Raw genomic sequence first — 17,922 nt, forward strand, 5'->3', positions numbered from 1 at the left:
ACCTCACCAGATCCTAACCGCTCTTGCATCGTTGCAGACAAGTATGCATGATGTCTGCATCGTTGCAGAGCCCTCACCTGAGGCGAGGCCGAGGAGTCAGAGATGTCCGAACCACCAATGGACCGCCGTGGATTTCTCAAGGGAGCCCTGGGCCTCGGCGCGCTCGCGGCGACCGGCGGCGCGCTGGCCGGCTGCGCCCCCGGCACCCCCGGCGGGCCGGGCGCCCAGCCGAGCAAGCTCGCCAAGCCCACCGCCTCGGCCGCGTCCGCGAAGGGCCAGATCACGATCTGGAACCGGTCCGGCGACCTGTTCAAGGTGTTCGACGCGGCGATCGCCAAGTTCCGCGAGGCGTACCCGAACGTCACGGTGAACCACCAGGCCGTGGACATCGACGCCAAGCTGGCCAACACCCTGATCAGCGGCACGGACGTGCCCGACGGCAGCTTCTGGGACGACGCCAAGATCGGCGGGCAGGCCGAGCACCTGTACGACCTGACCGACCTGATCGCGCCGTACCGCGAGCAGACGTCGCCGTACAAAGTGTCGGTGAACACCGTCGGGGGCAAGATCTACGGCGTGCCGTGGGACCTGGACCCCGGCCTGCTCTGGTACCGCGAGGACATCCTGGAGGGCGCGGGGATCGACCCGGCGAGCCTGGCCACGTACGACGACCTGCTGACCGCGGCCCGCACGATCAAGGAGAAGGACCCCAAGACCAGGCCCATCCACCTGGACAAGAGCCCGTTCCTGGGCCAGCTGTGGCTGGAGATGCTGGCCAACCAGCAGGGCACCAGCCTCACCGACGCCCAGGGCAAGCTCCGGCTCGACTCGGCCGAATACCGGCGGATCTTCGCCTGGATCCAGACCGCCGTCAAGGACGGTCTGGTCACCCACGCGCCCTACCTGGAGCCGGCCGACGTCAACACGCTGGAGAGCGGCCAGCAGGTGTTCGTGCCGTGGGCGATCTGGTGGTCCTTCGCGCCGCAGCAGCTGCTCAAGGCCACCAAGGGCAAGTGGCGGGCGGCGCCGCTGCCGGCCTGGACGCCGGGCGGCGCGCGCAGCGGTGCGATGGGCGGGAGCAGCTTCGTCATCCCCGCCAAGGCCAAGAACCCCGAGCTGGCCTGGCTGCTGTATGAGTTCCTGTGCTTCAAGGAGCCCGGCTACACCGCCGTGTACGGCCCCAACAGCGTCTACCCCGGCGGCCTGTCCACCTCGATCCCCAGCTACCAGCCCGCACTCGACCCGGCCAAGCCGCTGTTCCAGCCGATCGAGGCGCTCGGCGGCCAGGACCTGTGGAAGGTGGCCGTGGACGCCGCCGCCACCATCCCTGCCGCCGCGCCGATCCCGTGGTGGTGGGCGCAGTCGGTGGACTACCTCGGCAACAACGTGCAGCGCCTGATGGAGGGCAAGATGGCGCCCGATGACGTGATCGCCGAGTCGGCGCAGAAGATCCAGCGCAACCTCATCGACCGCTCATGAGGTCTGCGCGACTGTCGCCGTACCTGTTCATCGCCCCGTTCTTCGTGGTCTTCGCCGCGTTCGGGATCTACCCGCTGATCTACGCGCTGCAGCTCAGCTTCATGCGCTGGCGGGGAGCCGGCGAGGCCCACTGGGTGGGGCTCGGCAACTACCTCTACCTGCTGACCAGCCCGGACTTCTGGGCCTCGCTCGGCAACAGCGCGATCATGTGGCTGCTCATCGTGCCGATCCAGGTCATCGCCGGGTTGGGCGGCGCGGTGCTGCTGGCCAACGCCAAGCTGCGGCTGCGCGGGCTGTTCCGGGTGGCGTTCATCGCGCCGTTCGTGACCCCGCTGGTGGCCATGGCGCAGGTGTGGATCGTAGTGTTCGACCAGGACTACGGCCCGGTCAACCACCTGCTCAACCTGGTGGGCCTGCCGGACGTGGGCTGGCTGACGTCCACGGCGTGGGCCAAGCCGACGCTGGCGCTGCTGTTCCTGTGGAAGACCACCGGGTTCGCGATCATCATCCTGCTGGCCGGCCTGCAGGCCGTGCCCGGCGGCGTGTACGAGGCCGCCGCCCTCGACGGCGCCTCCCGCGCCCGCCAGTTCTGGTCGATCACCGTCCCGCTGGTGCGCCGGAGCATGGCGTTCCTGGTGGTCGTGCAGACGCTGGCCGTCTTCCAGATGTTCGCCGAGCCGTTCGTGGTCACCGAGGGCGGCCCGTACGGCTCCACCACCACCGCAGGCCTGTACCTGTACGACCACATCACCGCCTCCGACCTGGGCACCGGCGCCGCGAACTCGTTCCTGCTGGTGCTGCTGGTCTTCGGCCTGTCGCTGGTCTCGGTCAGGCTGCTGCGGCCGAAGGACGAGGCGTCATGAACCAGACCAGGCCCGGCCCCCTGCAGTACGCGGTGCTGGCGCTGCTCGCGATCGTGTTCCTCTACCCGATCTGGTGGGCGGTCAGCTCCTCGCTCAAGCCGGCGGCCGAGATCATCTCAGATCCGCTGTCGATCGGCGCGCTGACGCTGGACAACTACCGGGCGATGTTCGCCGACGTGCCGATCGGCACCGGGTTCGCGAACACGGCGCTGGTGCTGGTGGTCAAGGGCGCGATGACCATGTTCTTCTGCCCGCTGGCCGGCTACGCCTTCGCCAAGTACGACTTCCCCGGCAAGAACCTGCTGTTCGGCGTGGTCCTGCTGACCCTGATGCTGCCGACGCTGGTGCTGATCATCCCGCTGCTGCTGGAGATGAGCGCGCTGGGCTGGGTGAACACGTACCAGGCGCTGATCCTGCCGGGCAGCATCGACGCGTTCAGCATCTTCTGGATGCGGCAGACCATCGCCGCCATCCCGGACGAGCTGATCGACGCCGGGCGGGTGGACGGCGCGGGCGAGTTCGGCATCTTCGCCAAGGTCGTGCTGCCGGTGATCCGGCCCGGACTGGCCGCGCTGGCGGTGCTGACCACCATGAACGTCTACAACGACTTCGTCTGGCCGGTCGTCGCCGTCAACGACACCTCACACCAGACGCTGCAGGTGGTGCTGGCCACGCTGGCGCAGAACGTCACCGGCAACCGGATCGGCGCCGACTTCGCGACGGTCTGGGGCGAACTCCTCGCCGCGGGCAGCATCGCGCTCCTGCCGCTGCTGGTGATCTTCGTCCTGCTGCAGCGCCACTTCATCAACGGCATCCTCGCGGGCAGCGTCAAGGGCTGACCCCGTCCTCACGGAAGAGAGCACCATGGAATATCCCCGCCCCCACTTCGACCGGTCGCACGCCTGGTCGAGCCTCAACGGCGAGTGGGACTTCCGGGCCGACCCCGAGCCGGACTGGCACCGGACCATCACCGTGCCCTTCGCCTGGGAGACCCCCGCGTCGGGCATCGAGGCCCACTGGCTGCCGGTGGCCTGGTATCGCCGCCGGCTCACCGTCCCGCCGGAGTGGACCGGGCAGCGGGTGGTGCTGCACTTCGGCGCCGTGCACCACGAGGCCACCGTCTGGGTGAACGACGTCGAGGTGGTCACCCACCGGGGCGGCTACACGCCGTTCGAGGCCGACATCACCGACGCGCTGCGCGACGGCGGCGCCCAGGAGGTCGTGGTACGGGTCTCCGCGCCGCTCGACAAGCGCGAGATCGCGCACGGCAAACAGCGCAGCATCCCGCGCGACGACTTCGACGGCGTGTGTTTCACCCCGTCGTCCGGCATCTGGCAGAGCGTCTGGCTGGAAGCCCGCCCCGCCACCCACTTGGCCGCCCTGAAGCTGCGCCCGTCGGCGGGACTGGACGCCATCGAGGTCGAGGCCCGGGTGGCGGGACCGGCGGAGTCCGTACTCCGGCTGACCCTGCGCGGGACGGAGACGACGATCGAGCTGCCGGTCGCCGGCGGGACCGTACGGGGCGTGCTGCCGGTCGGCGAGCCGCGCCTGTGGTCGCCGGACGACCCGCACCTCTACCACGTGGACGCCGAGCTGACCTCGGCCGACGGCACCGACCGGGTCGCCGCCTACACGGGTCTGCGCCGGATCGAGGTGATCGGCGAGGACCTGTACCTGAACGGCCGCCGCCTGTTCGTACGCGGCGTGCTCGACCAGGGCTACTGGCCGCGCACCGGCATCACCCCACCCGACGACGCCGCGCTCCGCCACGACCTCGACCTTGCCGCCGCGGCCGGATACAACCTGGTCCGCAAGCACCTCAAGCTGGAGGACCCGCGCTTCGTCCACCACGCCGACACGCTCGGCATGCTGCTATGGGCCGAGCCCGCCGCCACTGGCCGCTTCTCCGCCGAGTCCGTGGCGGCGTTCGAGGAGCAGATCGCGCCCATGGTGGAACGCGACGGCAACTCCCCGGCGATCGTCATCTGGGGCCTGTACAACGAGGAGTGGGGCCTGGACTGGGACATCCCGGGCGACCCGGCCAAGCAGGAGGCCGCCGCGTGGGCGTACGACCTGCTCAAGGCCCTCGACCCGACCCGCCCGGCGGTGGACAACTCCGGCTGGACCCACGTCAAGACCGACCTCCTCGACTGGCACTACTACGACGAGTCCGCCGCCTCCTGGGGCCGGACGGTGGCCGCCCTGCTGGACGGCGCGCAGGACGACTTCCCGGTCCGGCTCGGCCCGGACTACGTCGTACGCAAGAAGCTGGCCGGCGCGCCGTCCCAGCCGCTGCGCGGCCTGCCCAACCTCAACAGCGAGTACGGCGGCGGCTTCACCAGCGTGGAACGCGCCTGGCACCTGCGCTGGCAGACCCAGGAGCTGCGCCGCCACGACCGCCTGGCCGGCTACGTCTACACCGAGCTGTACGACATCGAGCACGAGTCCGCCGGCCTGCTGGACTTCGAGCGCCGGGCCAAAGACCTGGCCGGGGTGGACCCGGCGCACGTGAACGCCACCACCACGCTCGTCCTCGACGTCGTCCCCGTCGCGCCCGGCCGCGACCTGCTGACCGAGACGCGCGAGATCACCGTGCCCGTACGCGTCTCCCACCACGGCGCCGAGCCGGTCAACGGCCACCTGCACACCGCCTGGACTCCCGTGCTGCGCCCCGCCCCCGACGCACCCGGCGCTTTCGGCGCGCCAGGCCCGTGGATCGAGGCCAAGCCGTTCCTGCTCAGCGCCCCCGCCGAGGTCAGCGCCGAGCTCCCGGCCGGTTGGACCAGCGGCCGCCTGCACCTCGCCCTGGTCAGCGACGGCGCCGTGGTCGCCCGCTCGGCCGTGGACGTGGACACCTGCACCACCCCCGTCATCGGAGACGACTCGAACTAAGGAGACAGCGTGCGCCTCACACCCCCCATTGCCGCGTTAGCCCTGGTCGGAGCCTGCCTGGCCGGGTCCGCGAGTTCCGCCCAGGCGGCTCCGCCCGGCCAGGTGCTCTACGCGCCGAACCTGGGCACGTATCCGCAGGGCGACGCCAGCTACCCGCGGGCGATCCGACTCGACCACGACGGCTCGCCGAACGAGACCATGCTCGCGACGTTCGCCCGCCGCAACCACAACGCGCCCACGTCGCTGCCGATCTACCGCAGCACCGACGGTGGGCGCACCTGGCCAGCGAACCCGATCTCCACGATCACCTCCCATACGCCCGGCTGGGACCTGGAGGCCCCGGTTCTGTACGAGGTGCCGCGCACAGCCAACGGGCTGAACCAAGGCGACCTTCTGGCCGCGGGCACAGCCTGGGACGTCGGCGACTACACGGCCCAGAAGGTCGAGGTGTTCAAGAGCACCGACCACGGTGCGACCTGGACGTACCTGTCGAACTGCACGCAGACCAGCGGCCAGCCCAATTCGTGGGGCCACGGCATCTGGGAGCCGTGGTTCCTGCTGGCCCCGAACAACACCCTCGCCTGCTTCATCTCCGACGAGCGCCCCGCCAACACCCCCACCAACAACCAGATCATCGGCCACTACACCTCCACCAACGGCGGCCAGTCGTGGAGCGCCACCCTCACCCAGGACGTGGCTTTCCCGGCCGACAACCTGGCCAGGCCGGGCATGTCAATCGTGACCGGGCTGCCGAACGGGTCATTCCTGATGGCGTACGAGATGTGCCGGGACGCCACCGACCCCGACCACGCCTGCGAGGTGTACGTCAAGACCAGCTCCGACGGCCTGAACTGGGGCTCCGGCACCGGGACCCTGGTCCGCACCTCCGACCAGCGGGAGCTGCTGCACACGCCGTACGTGGCCTGGCTGCCTGGCGGCGGCCCCAACGGCACGCTGCTGATGTCCGGCCAGCGCGTCGTCGCCGGCCCGACCGGCAACAAGACCGTGCTCGGCGAGTCCGGCCAGGTCCTGTTCGCCAACACCAATCTGGGCGCCGGCGCGTGGACCGAGATCGAGGCGCCGGTGAACGTCAACCCCACCGGCGGCTACAACACCGGCGAGCCGTCCTGCCCCGGCTACAGCTCGCCCATCGTGCCCTCCGCGAACGGCACCGGCTTCCTCTACCTCGCCGCCACCCAGCTCACCGGCAACCAGTGCCAGGTCAAGTACGGCATCGGCACGCTGCCCGGCACCGCCGGCCAGATCACCGGGCCCGCCGGCGCCGGCAAGTGCGTGGACGTGGACACCAACACGAACGCCAACGGCAACCCCGTGCAGCTGTGGGACTGCGGGATCGCCACCGGCCAGCGCTGGTCGCGGCACCCCGATGGCACTCTGCGCGCCTTCGGCAAGTGCCTGGACATCGACGCCAACGCCACCGCCAACTTCAGCAAGGTCCAGCTCTGGGAGTGCAACGGCGCGGGCGGCCAGCAGTGGCGCTCGCAGCCGAACGGCGCCCTGCTGAACCCGCAGTCCGGCCGCTGCCTCGACAGCCCCGGCGGCGCCACCGCCGCCGGCACCCGCCTGCAGATCTACGACTGCAACGGACTCGATCCGCAGAAGTGGAACCTCCCGGCCTAAGCACGTGAAGGTCTCACACGTTTGCGCACCTCAGGGCCGACGGTGGTACCACCTGTCCCACCGTCGGCCCGTCTCTGGTCGACGGCTCGACCGTCAGCCAATCTCCCGCCGCTTGGCCTTCTCGCCGCCGGCCACGATGCACCGGTCCCATCAGCCAGGGCGGCAGCCCAGAGACGGCGGCCGACGTTGTGACGCACCTCTGCCGCCCCCCAAACCCCGCGGACTCGGGCCCACCGCGATACCTTCAGCACGAGATCTTCAGAACGGCACTCACATTTAGTGATGCCTCAATTACGGTATGGCTATGGGAAGCCGTGCACATTACGCCACTCTGCAGGGCGGCACTTTCGGGCTCTACTACTCGCAATGGGGCGCCCACCACCTCGAACTCGACCTCCTGCCCGGCCCTGAACCGGCAACCCGGTTCGCCCGCCGCCAGCGCGAGCAGAGCTCATGGATGTGGGAGGGCGAATGCGACGGCGCATGCCTGATCGACCATGACGAACGGCGACTGCTGCTGTTCTGCCACTGCGACGGCGACCAAAGCTACCGGCTCGCGGCCCTGGCCACACTCGCCCGGACCTGGCCCGGCTGGCGGGTGGAGTGGGCCTATGACGGCCCTCAGCAGATCAAGGTGGTAGTCGGCCACGCCGCCGAGGTCACCCCGCCATCCCCGCAGGCTCCGCAAGCCGGCGAAGAATGGTGCGACGAGTTGGTCACCGTGATCCACCAAGGCCGGACGCGGGCCTACCTCGTCGATTCGGCCGCAGCGGTCATCGGCATTGGGGCGAGGTTCCTGGACGACTACCTCTCTGCCTGGCCGACGATCACCTCATGCCCCGAGAAGGTCGTCGCCGGTGTCCACCTCGACCTCGATGACCAGAGCGCCGGCATCTGGACCACCTCGACGTTGCGCGGTGCCCTGCTGGACGTCGGGCAGCGGTGGCCCGGCTGGCACTGGTCGAACTGGGGCGACAGGTCCGCCGAGCAGGCACGCCGGGTCGCCGGAGCCCTCACCGTGCCAGAGCCGGACCTCGCCGAAGGTCTGCGTGCTCTCGCGGCGGAGTTCGATCGGCATCAGGATGTGGACTCCGCCACCAGGTCGGCATCCCTCCTGCTCGGCCTCACCGACATCCTGATCGCCGGTGCCCGGTCGTCGGGGCTACAGGTCCACGTCCACACGGACAACGCCTTCACTCACCGCCCCATGGATCTGACCAGCGATGAGAAGGCTGTGGTTCATGCCGCCATCGCCGGCGTCATGACGTCGTGCCGATGACCAGGGTGCGGGCGAGGCGTCACAACCCGAGCAGCTCGGTGCCGTCCATCAGCGGCCCGGCGCCGTACGGCTCCAGCCACCGGTAGCGGCGGTGGCCGTCACCGGTCCGCCAGTCGCGCGGGCTGTTGGTGTGCAGCCAGTCCAAGGGCTCCACACCGCCCGGCACGCCGCCGTCCAGCGCGATCCGCACGGCGGCGCGCAGGTCGGCGTCCACGCCGGCGGTGCGGGCCCGCGGGTCCACCGAGACGAACAGCGCCGTCCCCGACCGGGCCACCAGGTCCAGGAACTCCCGGTTGCGTTCCCACGGGGTGGCCGGAGTGCAGGGCACGCAGTCGGCGTCCACGGCGAAGAAGGTGCGGTGCTGGGCCAGCCGGAAGGCCAGGGTGTTGACCCCCATCCGGCGGGTCCGCTCCCAGAACCTGCCGGAGGTGTCGTCGCCGGTCCGCTGCAGGTGGACCAGGCCGGCGGCCAGGTGGCCGACCGTGTTGCAGCCGAGCACCAGCGCGTCACCGGCCGCCTGCCTGATGGTCCGGTACAGGCTCAGGAGCACCTCGGCGTTGGTGACGGTGCGGTCGGCCAGCGCCCAGCCGGGCTCGGTGAGTCGCCGGCCCATGTGAAAACCCCACCGGGCGAAGTGGTCGTACGTGGAGAAGTCATGCTTGATCAGGTCGAAGCCCCAGCCGGTCAGGCGGCGGACGTCGGCGCCGATGGTGTGCAGGTTGTCCGGGATGCTCAGGTCCAGCGGCTGCTCGGGCACCGGTCGCGGGCCGGCCCGCAGCCGGCTCGGGTCGTCCACGACGGACAGCGCCGCCGGCCGGAGCCAGATGCCGGGCCGGGCGCCCGCGGCGGCGATGCCGGCGGCGAGGCCGGGCATGTCGTCGAAGAGGCCGGGGAGTCCGGCCGTCCACGGCCCGCCGGGGCACTCGCCGCCGGGACTCCACCCGGCGTCCACCACGCAGAAGGGCCGGACCGGGTGGCCGCCGGCGAGGTCGGCGATGGTCTCCGCATCCCGCAGGACCTCGCCCGGGCCGAAGTCGCGGCCATAGGCGTAGTACCAGTTGTTGGCGCCGACGACCGGCTCGGGCGGTAGCAGCGGGTCGTCGCACATGGCCCGGCACAACTCGGTCAGTGCGGCGAACGGCGACATGTCCGCGCGCGGGCCGAGCCGGACCACGGTGGCCGCGTGCAGCCGCCGCCCGCCCGGTTCGACCGGCGCGGCGCCATTGCGTACGTCCAGCCAGAGCGTGACGCCGTCCTCGTCGAGGTTCCACGAGCAGAAGGCGGCGGGCCGGACCCGCACGCCCATGCCCTCGGTGCGGCCGGTGGCGGGGTCGTGGGCCAGCCAGTACCAGGGAAGGACGCGGTCCGGCTGGCGGTGCCGCCACTGCAGGTCGCCGTAGGAGCGTTCCCAGGCGTCGCCCAGGATCAGGGCCGGCTCCGGTAGCGGATCATGCCACCGCAGAGCCACCAGGGACAGGCCGCGGCTGGGGGAGCTTAGGTGGATCTCGAGGCCTTCGCCCGCCGGGTTCAGGTCGACCGCCACGTCCGGGGTGGCGAAGCCGGTGCGACCGCGCCGGGCCGGGGCCGGCCGGCCGCCGTCGTCGTGCAGGACGAACACCTCATCGGGCACGCGTACCTCGCTCATGGCGCTCCAAGGAGGAAGGGGGGTGGAGTGTCACAGGCTCGCGGAGCCGAGTGTGGGATCCGCGTAACGGACTCGTAACGAAGGATTGACATGCGGTTCAGGCGGGGGCACTTTTGAGGCCAGCCTAGCAACTAAAAGCAATTAGTAAATCGAAATGGTCCCGCGCATACCGTGGCTTCCTCCTCTTGATCGCCATGGCGAATCGTGTTGCCTAAATCGATTTACTAAAGCTTAGTTCCTCATCGGGAGGTGCCGCAGTGCCGCAGGAGACCAGCACGCGAGCCGAGGAGCCGACGGCGCCGTACGGCGTGGCGGCGAGTCGGCCGGAGCCGATCCACCTGCGGGCGGGCGGCGTCAGCCTGGTCCTGGATGTCGGCGGGCCGCGCCTGCCGAGCGTGCTGCACTGGGGCGGCGACCTCGGAGACGTCACTCCAGCGCAGCTGCGCGAGCTGGCCCTCGCCGCCGTTCCCGCCGTCGTCTCCAGCGGCCTCGACACGCCCGCGGAACTCTCGGTGCTCGCCGAGCACGCGACCGGCTGGCCGGGGCTGCCGGGACTGCGCGGGCATCGCGGGGGCACGGCCTGGTCGCCGCTGTTCACAGTGACCTCCGCGCACGCCGCCGGCGCGGAGGTCCGCGTCGAAGCCGTGGACGAGGCCGCGGGCCTGGAGCTGGCGGTGTGGATCGCGCTCGACGCGACCGGCCTGATCACCCTGCGGGCCGCGGTGCGCAACCGGCATCCGGCCGAGCCGTACGTGCTGGACGGCCTCGTGCTCAACCTGCCGGTGCCCGCCGAGGCCGCCGAGTTGCTGGACCTGACCGGGCGGCACCTGCGCGAGCGGTCACCGCAGCGCCAGCCGTTCACCGTGGGCTCCCGGGTCAGGGAGAGCCGCCGCGGCCGCACAGGGGCGGACGCGTCGTTGCTCCTGGCGGCCGGTGTTCCCGACTTCGGATTCCGCTCCGGCGAGGTGTGGGCCGTACACGTGGGCTGGAGTGGCAACCATGTCACCTACGCCGAGCGCCTGCCGGACGGGCGGGCCGTCATCGGCGGCGGCGAGCTGCTCCTGCCGGGCGAGGTACGGCTGGAACCGGGGGAGGAGTACACCACCCCGCGGCTGTACGCGGCCTACGGCCACGGGCTGGACGGCGTGTCGGACCGCTTCCACCGGCACCTGCGCGCCCGGCCGGGCCACCCGGCGGACCCGCGTCCCGTGGTCATGAACACCTGGGAGGCCGTCTACTTCGACCACGACCTGCCCAAGCTGCGCGCGCTCGCCGACCGGGCGGCCGAGGTGGGAGCGGAGCGGTTCGTCCTGGACGACGGCTGGTTCCGCCACCGCCGCGACGACTACGCCGGCCTCGGCGACTGGTACGTGGACGAGGACGTCTGGCCGCAGGGCCTGCACCCCCTGGTCGATCACGTGCGGGCGCTCGGGCTGGGATTCGGGCTGTGGGTCGAGCCGGAGATGATCAATCCCGACTCCGACCTGGCCCGGGCCCACCCGGAGTGGATCATGTCGACGGGCGGGCGGACGCCGCCGGAGGTGCGTCACCAGCAGGTGCTCGACCTCGTGCACCCCGAGGCGTACGCGTACGTGCTGGACCGCCTGGACCGGCTCGTCGCCGAGTACGCCATCGACTACCTGAAGTGGGACCACAACCGCGACCTGATCGACGCGGGCCACAGCCCGCGCGGCGAGGCGGCCGTCCACCGGCAGACGCTGGCGGTCTACCGGCTGCTGGACGAGCTGCGCCGCCGCCACCCCGGCCTGGAGATCGAGTCCTGCTCCTCGGGGGGAGCGCGCGTGGACCTCGGCATCCTCCAGCGGACGGACCGGGTGTGGGGCAGCGACTGCATCGACGCACTGGAACGCCAGTCGATCCAGCGCTGGACCCAGCTCCTGCTCCCGCCCGAGCTCATCGGCTCGCACGTGGGAGCCGGGCACGCGCACACCACCGGCCGGCGCCACGACCTCGCCTTCCGCGCGGGAACCGCGCTGTTCGGCCACTTCGGCATCGAATGGGACCTCACCTCGGCCTCGGTGGCCGAGCGAGCCGAGCTGGCCCGCTGGATCGCGCTCTACAAGGACGTGCGCGGCCTGCTGCACACGGGGCGGATCGTCCGCGCCGATCATCCCGACCCCGCGCTGTGGGTGCACGGCGTGGTCGCGCAGGACCGCTCCGAGGCGATCTTCGCGCTGGTCGCGGTCGCGACCTCGGTCGTCGCGCCGCCCGGCCGGGTGCGGCTGCCCGGGCTCGACCCACGGGCGACGTACCGGGTCGAACCGCTGGCGCCAGGTGACGTGGCCGCCGGCATCAACCACGTACTCCCGTCGTGGCTGGCCCGCGGCGAGCTCAGGCTTCCCGGCTCGGTCCTGGAACAGGCCGGGATCCAGGCCCCCGATCTCTATCCAGAACACCTACTGCTGCTCCGGCTGACTAGGGAGTGATCGATGGCGAACACGGTCTCCGTTCCCACACCAAGACCCGGGGCGCCCGCGGGGCGCCACAAGCCGCAGGCCCGATCGCACGAGAGGAGGGACCATCGGGCGGCGCTCTTCTTCATCCTCCCGGCGCTGCTCGGGTTCGCGGTCTTCTACCTCTGGCCCACGATCCGCGGCGTGTACCTGAGCTTCACCGACCACAGCCTGCTGGCTCCGCCCGAATGGTCGGGGGCGGCGAACTACGTCAAGCTCATCGGTGACGGCTCCTTCTGGCGCTCCCTCGCGGTGACCCTGGAATACGTCGTCATCAACATTTCGGTGCAGACGATCGTCGCGATCGTCCTGGCGGTCATGATGCACCGGCTGACCAAGTCGAGCCTCCTGCGCGGCGTGCTGCTGCTGCCGTACCTCGTCGCGAGCGTGGTCGTCGCCCTGGTGTGGTACTGGATGGCGGACTACACCCTCGGTGTGGTCAACCAGGTCATCGGCTGGATCGGGCTCGAGCCCCTGGGGTTCTTCGGGGAAGAGCACCTGGTGATCCCGACGATCGCGCTGGTGAACGTCTGGAAGCACATGGGCTACACGGCGCTGCTGATCTTCGCCGGCCTGCAGGCGATCCCCAGGTCGCTCTACGAGGCGGCGTCCGTGGACGGATCCACGGAGTGGCGCTCGTTCTGGCGGATCACGCTGCCGCTGCTGCGGCCGGTGCTGGCGATGGTGCTGGTCATCACGGTCATCGGGTCGTTCCAGATCTTCGACACCGTGGCCGTCACCACCCAGGGCGGCCCCGCGGACGCCTCCAAGGTCATCTACTACTACATCTTCGAGAAGGCCTTCAGCCAGTTCGACTTCGGCTATGCCTCCGCGATGGGCGTCGCCCTCATCGCCATCCTCGCCGGTGTCTCGCTGCTTCAGATGCGCTTGCTGCGTGCGGGCGAGTCGGACCTGTCCTAGAGGAGCGCTGTCATGACCGCGATAAGCATGCCCTCGGCGAAGACCGCGGTGGCCAGGCCGGCCGCGCGCCATGGACGTCGCACCCGTATCGGCCGGATCGCCGCCTGGGTGGTGCTCTGGATCTTCGTCCTGCTCACGCTGTTCCCGTTCTACTGGATGCTGCGCACCTCGCTGTCCAACAACCGGATGTTGTTCTCCGATCCCTCGTCCTGGCTGCCGGTGGCCCCGACCCTCGGCGGGTACGAGCGGGTGTTCGGGGTGGCGAGCATCCAGGAGGCCCAGGCGCAGGGCGGCTCCGGCGCCTCCATCAGGTTCTGGCTCTACCTGCGCAACTCCGTGATCGTCGCGACGGTCATCACGATCGGCCAGGTGTTCTTCAGCGCCATGGCGGCCTACGCGTTCGCGCGGCTGCGCTGGCCCGGCCGGGACAAGGTGTTCTTCCTCTTCCTGACCGCGCTGATGGTCCCGCCGATCTTCATCCACCTGCCCAACTTCGAGCTGATGAAGAACATGGGGCTGCTCAACACCTTCGCAGGGATCGTGCTGCCGTACCTGTTCATGACCCCGTTCGCCGTCTTCTTCCTGCGGCAGTTCTTCCTGAACGTGAGCCGCGAGGTGGAGGAGGCCGCGATGCTCGACGGCGCCGGCTATCCCCGCATCTTCTTCCGGCTCATCCTGCCCATGAGCGCGGCGCCGATCGCCACGCTGGCCATCCTCACGTACATCAATTCCTGGAACGAGTACTTCTGGCCGCTGCTGGTCACCGATCCCACGAACGACGACGTCCGCGTGCTGACCGTGGCGCTCGGCGTGTTCAAGTCCCAGACGCCGCAGGGCAGCCCCGACTGGGCCGGGCTGATGGCCGCCACCCTCGTCGCGGCGCTTCCGGTGCTGGTGCTGTTCGCGGCGTTCGGCAAGCGCATCGTCAACTCCATCCAGTTCTCCGGTCTGAAGTGACCGCCGGATCTTCGCGTCAACCCCCCACTGGAAAGGACACCTTGATGATCAAAAAGCTGCCGGCGGTCGCCGGCGTCGCCCTGCTGTCGCTGGCCCTCGCCGCGTGCGGCGGCGGCACCAGCGGAGGGTCCGCCTCCGCCGGCGGGAAGGCGACCATCTCCTACTGGCTCTGGGACGCCAACCAGCAGCCGGCATACCAGCAGTGCGCCACCGACTTCCAGAAGGCCAACCCGAACATCACGGTCAAGATCACCCAGCTCGGCTGGGACGACTACTGGACCAAGCTCACCACGGGCTTCGTCTCCGGGTCCGCGCCGGACGTCTTCACCGACCACCTGGCCAAGTACCCGGAGTTCGTCACCAAGCGCACCATCCTGCCGATCGACGACCTCGTTAAGCAGGACAAGGTGGACACCGGCATCTACGCGGAGGGCCTGGCCGACCTGTGGGTCGGCGCCGACGGCAAGCGGTACGGCCTGCCCAAGGACTGGGACACCATCGCCGTCTTCTACAACAAGAAGCTCACCGAGAAGGCGGGGATCACCGATGAGCAGCTGAAGAACATGGCCTGGAACCCTGCCGACGGCGGCACCTACGAGAAGATCATCGCCAAGCTGACCGTGGACAAGAACGGCAAGCGCGGCGACGAGCCCGGCTTCGACAAGAGCAAGGTCGAAACCTACGGCCTGTGGCTGGAGAGCTCCGGCAACGGCGTGGGCCAGACCCAGTGGAGCATGTACGCCGCCAGCAACGGCTGGAAGTTCACCGACAAGAACCCGTGGGGCAGCCAGTACAACTACGGCGACCCCAAGTTCCAGGAGACCATCACCTGGTGGAAGAGCCTGATCGACAAGGGTTACATGCCGCCGCTCAAGGCGACCGAGGGCGTGGCCTGGAACGACATGCTGTCCGCGGGTAAGGGCGCCATGGCGACCAACGGCAGCTGGATGATCGGTTCGGTGTTCGGCGCCAAGTCCGGCACGTTCGAGCCGGGGCTCGCCCCGCTGCCCGCCGGCCCGATGGGCACGCGGATGAGCATGTTCAACGGCCTGGCCGACTCGATCTACGCAGGGACCAAGAACAAGGACGCCGCGTGGCAGTGGGTGAAGTATCTCGCCTCCCCTGCGTGCCAGAACGTCGTCGCCCAGCACGCGGTCGTCTTCCCCGCCATCCCCGCCGCGGTGGAGGTCGCCCAGAAGAAGTTCGCGGACAAGGGCGTCGACGTCGAGGCGTTCACCGTGAACGTCAAGGACAAGACGACCTTCCTCTTCCCGATCACCGACCACGCCGCCGAGATCGAATCCGTCATGAAGCCGGCCATGGACGCCGTGATCGGCGGCAGCGCCCCGGCGAGCTCGCTGAGCAAGGCCAACGAGCAGGTCAACGCCCTGTTCAAGTGATCGGGGCGAGATGCGGGCAGCCCGGCACGGCATGGCCGGTGCCGGGTCTGCCGCCGGAACGGGGGTCCACATGCCCGATACGCACGCAAGAGTCACGCGGCCGGAGGTACTCATCGGCCGTACCACCTGCGCTACGCTGATCACGCCCGGCCGAGGGGCCGGGCGCATGCGCACGCGTGAAGCCGCCGGACCTCACCATCACCGCCGGGGCGTCGCGGTGGCGACGGCCCGCAGGATGGCGGACGCGGGATCAGTACGGAGCGACCGGGGAGCGGTGGGGGAGCGATCAGTACGGAGCGACCGGGGAGCAGCGGGGGAGCGATCAGCACGGAGCGGCCGATGAGCACCAGGCAGGGGGCCCGGGGACGCAGGCGGCGCCCGACCATGGCGGACGTGGCCCGCCTTGCAGGCGTCTCGCCGACCACGGTCTCGTTCGTCATCAACGAGCGGCCGGGCAGTGGCATCCCCGAGGAGACCCGCCTGCGGGTGCTGGCCGCGGTGGAGGATCTCGGCTACCAGCCCAACCGGCAGGCACGCAGCCTGCGCCTGCAGCGCACGCGCCAGCTCGGGTTCCACGTCTCCGGCGCGCTGCTGGAGTCCAACCAGGTCTTCGCGGTGTCCTTCGTCTCGCCTCTGCTGCGTGAGGCCGAGCGGCGGGGATATCAGATCCTCGTCTTCACCTCGCCCGGCGACGTGACCGACCGGCTGGGCGAGCTCGTCGCGGCCCACGGAGTCGACGGATTCGTGATCACCGACTCCAGCATCGACGATCCCCGGGCCCGCTATCTCGCGGGAGTGGGGATGCCCTTCGCCTCGTTCGGGCGCACCGAGGCCGACCTGCCGCAGTCGTGGGTCGATGTGGACAACGCCGCGGGCGTCGCTTCCATGGTCGACTACCTGGTGAGCAAAGGACACGAGGACATCGCCTACGTGGGGCCCCGCCTGCCGGGCTACTGGTTCATCGAGCGGGTGGAGGGTTTCCGCGCCCGGATGCGGCACCACGGCCTGGCCGTGCCCGGCTCGTGGCTGGTGCAGGAGCCGGAGGCGAAGGTCGAGGCCGCCGTGGGCCGGCTGCTGCGCGGGCGTCGGCGCCCCACCGCGGTGGTCACCGCGGCCGACTGGCTGGCCGTCGCGGCGATCCGCGCCGTACGCTCGGCGGGGCTGCGGGTCGGCCACGACGTCGCCGTGACCGGCTTCGACGGCGGCCCTCTTCAGTGGCTCACGGATCCGCCGCTGACGACCGTGCGGCTGCCGTTCGAGCAGGCCGCGGCCGCGTTGGTGGAGCGCTGCCTGCTCGAGATCGAGGAGGGCCCCACGGGGGAGCCGGGCATCTACCTGCCGACCGAAATCCTCGTGGGCGGCTCGGCCTAGCCGGTCTCGGGATCGACACGACCGCATCCTCGGCGGAGGCGCCAACGACATTCAGCGCGGCTCGACGCGGGACGTCGACGTAGGCGGGCCGAGCCTGGGCGCTGTCTGCTGGATGGCAGGCAACACGTTCTTCGCCACTGTCTCCAAGGTGGCCTCGCTGCCGGCGTACCAGCTGTCGGACCGCGGCCAGTGCGTGATCACGTCGGTGAAGCCCAGCTCGCGGGCCCGCCCGGCAGCGTCGGCGAAGAAGCCGGCGCTGGAGAGGGAGAACACCGGTGCGGCGTCCAGCGAGAGCATGCGGTCGAGCTCGCCCGGGCCCCGCCCGGCAGCGGCCTCCACATCGTCGAACCGCTTGGCCAGCTCGGCGACCGACTGCCACCACGCGCCGAGATCGGTGCTGCGCTCGCCGGTGGTCACCCAGCCCTGTCCGAATCGGGCGGCCAGGCGCATCGAACGCGGCCCGTTGGCCGCGACGACGAACGGCGCTCGCGGCCGCTGCACGCACCCCGGAGTGCTGCGGGCGTCCACGGCTCGGTAGTGCTCCCCGCTGAAGTCGGCACTGCCGTCCCGCAGCAGCCCGTCGAGAAGCGTCACGAACTCGGCGAAGCGGTCGACCCGCTGGCGCGGGGACATCGCGGGCAGCCCGAGCACGGTGGCGTCATATCCCATGCCGCCGGCGCCCAGGCCAAGGGTGAGCCGTCCACCGGCCATGTCATCGAGCGCGGTCACCTCGCGGGCGAAGTGCGCCGGATGGCGGAAGTTGGGTGAGGCGACCATCGTGCCGAGGCGGATGCGGGAGGTCACCAGCGCCGCGGCGGTCAAGACCGGCACGGCGTCGAACCAAGGGCCGTCGACGAGGTCCCGCCAGCCCATGTGGTCGTAGGTCCAGGCGTGGTCGAACCCGTATTCCTCCGCCTGGCGCCACCGCCGCGACGCTTCCGACCACCGCTGGTCAGGCAGAATCACGATGCCCACTCGCATGGCCGACAGGGTATCGCTC

The 17,922-nt window shown here is 70.3% G+C and carries 13 protein-coding genes; 11 read left to right on the top strand and 2 right to left on the bottom strand.

The genetic code is table 11. The features are described from left to right. Window positions 1-102: 102 nt before the first annotated feature. From Q9G87_RS11390 to Q9G87_RS11415, 6 genes are all read left to right on the top strand, one after another. On the top strand, window positions 103-1,479 hold the full coding sequence (locus tag Q9G87_RS11390) for an ABC transporter substrate-binding protein (protein ID WP_305916235.1): 1,377 nt from the start codon (window positions 103-105) through the stop codon (window positions 1,477-1,479). Beyond that, window positions 1,476-2,342: a carbohydrate ABC transporter permease gene (locus Q9G87_RS11395; RefSeq protein ID WP_305916236.1), complete on the top strand. Its 867-nt coding sequence runs from the start codon at window positions 1,476-1,478 to the stop codon at window positions 2,340-2,342. Before Q9G87_RS11390 ends, Q9G87_RS11395 begins: the two co-directional genes overlap by 4 nt. Further along, window positions 2,339-3,181 carry a carbohydrate ABC transporter permease gene (locus tag Q9G87_RS11400; protein WP_305916237.1) on the top strand — a complete coding sequence of 281 codons (843 nt, stop codon included), beginning with the start codon at window positions 2,339-2,341 and terminating at the stop codon, window positions 3,179-3,181. Before Q9G87_RS11395 ends, Q9G87_RS11400 begins: the two co-directional genes overlap by 4 nt. A gap of 25 nt (window positions 3,182-3,206) precedes the next feature. After that, window positions 3,207-5,234 (top strand): glycoside hydrolase family 2 protein, encoded by a 2,028-nt coding sequence (locus tag Q9G87_RS11405; protein ID WP_305916238.1) that lies wholly within the window; start codon window positions 3,207-3,209, stop codon window positions 5,232-5,234. A 9-nt stretch (window positions 5,235-5,243) separates the two neighbouring features. Next, entirely contained in the window at window positions 5,244-6,875 is a 1,632-nt protein-coding gene (locus Q9G87_RS11410) for a ricin-type beta-trefoil lectin domain protein (protein WP_305916239.1), read from the top strand. A gap of 304 nt (window positions 6,876-7,179) precedes the next feature. Then, window positions 7,180-8,154, top strand: coding sequence for a hypothetical protein (locus tag Q9G87_RS11415; RefSeq protein WP_305916240.1), 975 nt, complete (start codon window positions 7,180-7,182; stop codon window positions 8,152-8,154). 19 nt (window positions 8,155-8,173) lie between these two features. Here the strand turns inward: Q9G87_RS11415 and Q9G87_RS11420 are convergent, their stop codons facing one another. Further along, complete coding sequence (locus Q9G87_RS11420; RefSeq protein ID WP_305916241.1) at window positions 8,174-9,799, bottom strand: alpha-amylase family protein; 1,626 nt, start codon at window positions 9,797-9,799, stop codon at window positions 8,174-8,176. Window positions 9,800-10,107: 308 nt separating this feature from the next. Between Q9G87_RS11420 and Q9G87_RS11425 the strand changes: the two genes are divergently transcribed. The 5 genes from Q9G87_RS11425 to Q9G87_RS11445 all read left to right on the top strand — a co-directional run bounded on the left by Q9G87_RS11425 (window position 10,108) and on the right by Q9G87_RS11445 (window position 16,922). Further along, window positions 10,108-12,246: an alpha-galactosidase gene (locus tag Q9G87_RS11425; protein WP_305916344.1), complete on the top strand. Its 2,139-nt coding sequence runs from the start codon at window positions 10,108-10,110 to the stop codon at window positions 12,244-12,246. A gap of 3 nt (window positions 12,247-12,249) precedes the next feature. Continuing rightward, entirely contained in the window at window positions 12,250-13,194 is a 945-nt protein-coding gene (locus tag Q9G87_RS11430) for a carbohydrate ABC transporter permease (RefSeq protein ID WP_305916242.1), read from the top strand. A 12-nt stretch (window positions 13,195-13,206) separates the two neighbouring features. After that, window positions 13,207-14,151 (top strand): carbohydrate ABC transporter permease, encoded by a 945-nt coding sequence (locus Q9G87_RS11435; RefSeq protein WP_305916243.1) that lies wholly within the window; start codon window positions 13,207-13,209, stop codon window positions 14,149-14,151. Window positions 14,152-14,195: 44 nt separating this feature from the next. Next, window positions 14,196-15,551: an ABC transporter substrate-binding protein gene (locus tag Q9G87_RS11440; RefSeq protein WP_305916244.1), complete on the top strand. Its 1,356-nt coding sequence runs from the start codon at window positions 14,196-14,198 to the stop codon at window positions 15,549-15,551. Between the two features lie 339 nt (window positions 15,552-15,890). After that, window positions 15,891-16,922 carry a LacI family DNA-binding transcriptional regulator gene (locus Q9G87_RS11445; RefSeq protein ID WP_305916245.1) on the top strand — a complete coding sequence of 344 codons (1,032 nt, stop codon included), beginning with the start codon at window positions 15,891-15,893 and terminating at the stop codon, window positions 16,920-16,922. 51 nt (window positions 16,923-16,973) lie between these two features. On the opposite strand, the gene Q9G87_RS11450 is transcribed toward Q9G87_RS11445, so the two are convergent. After that, window positions 16,974-17,903 (bottom strand): LLM class flavin-dependent oxidoreductase, encoded by a 930-nt coding sequence (locus tag Q9G87_RS11450; RefSeq protein WP_305916246.1) that lies wholly within the window; start codon window positions 17,901-17,903, stop codon window positions 16,974-16,976. Window positions 17,904-17,922 lie beyond the last annotated feature (19 nt).

The sequence above is a fragment of the Nonomuraea turcica genome (genome assembly GCF_030718205.1).
Lineage (GTDB): Bacteria > Actinomycetota > Actinomycetes > Streptosporangiales > Streptosporangiaceae > Nonomuraea.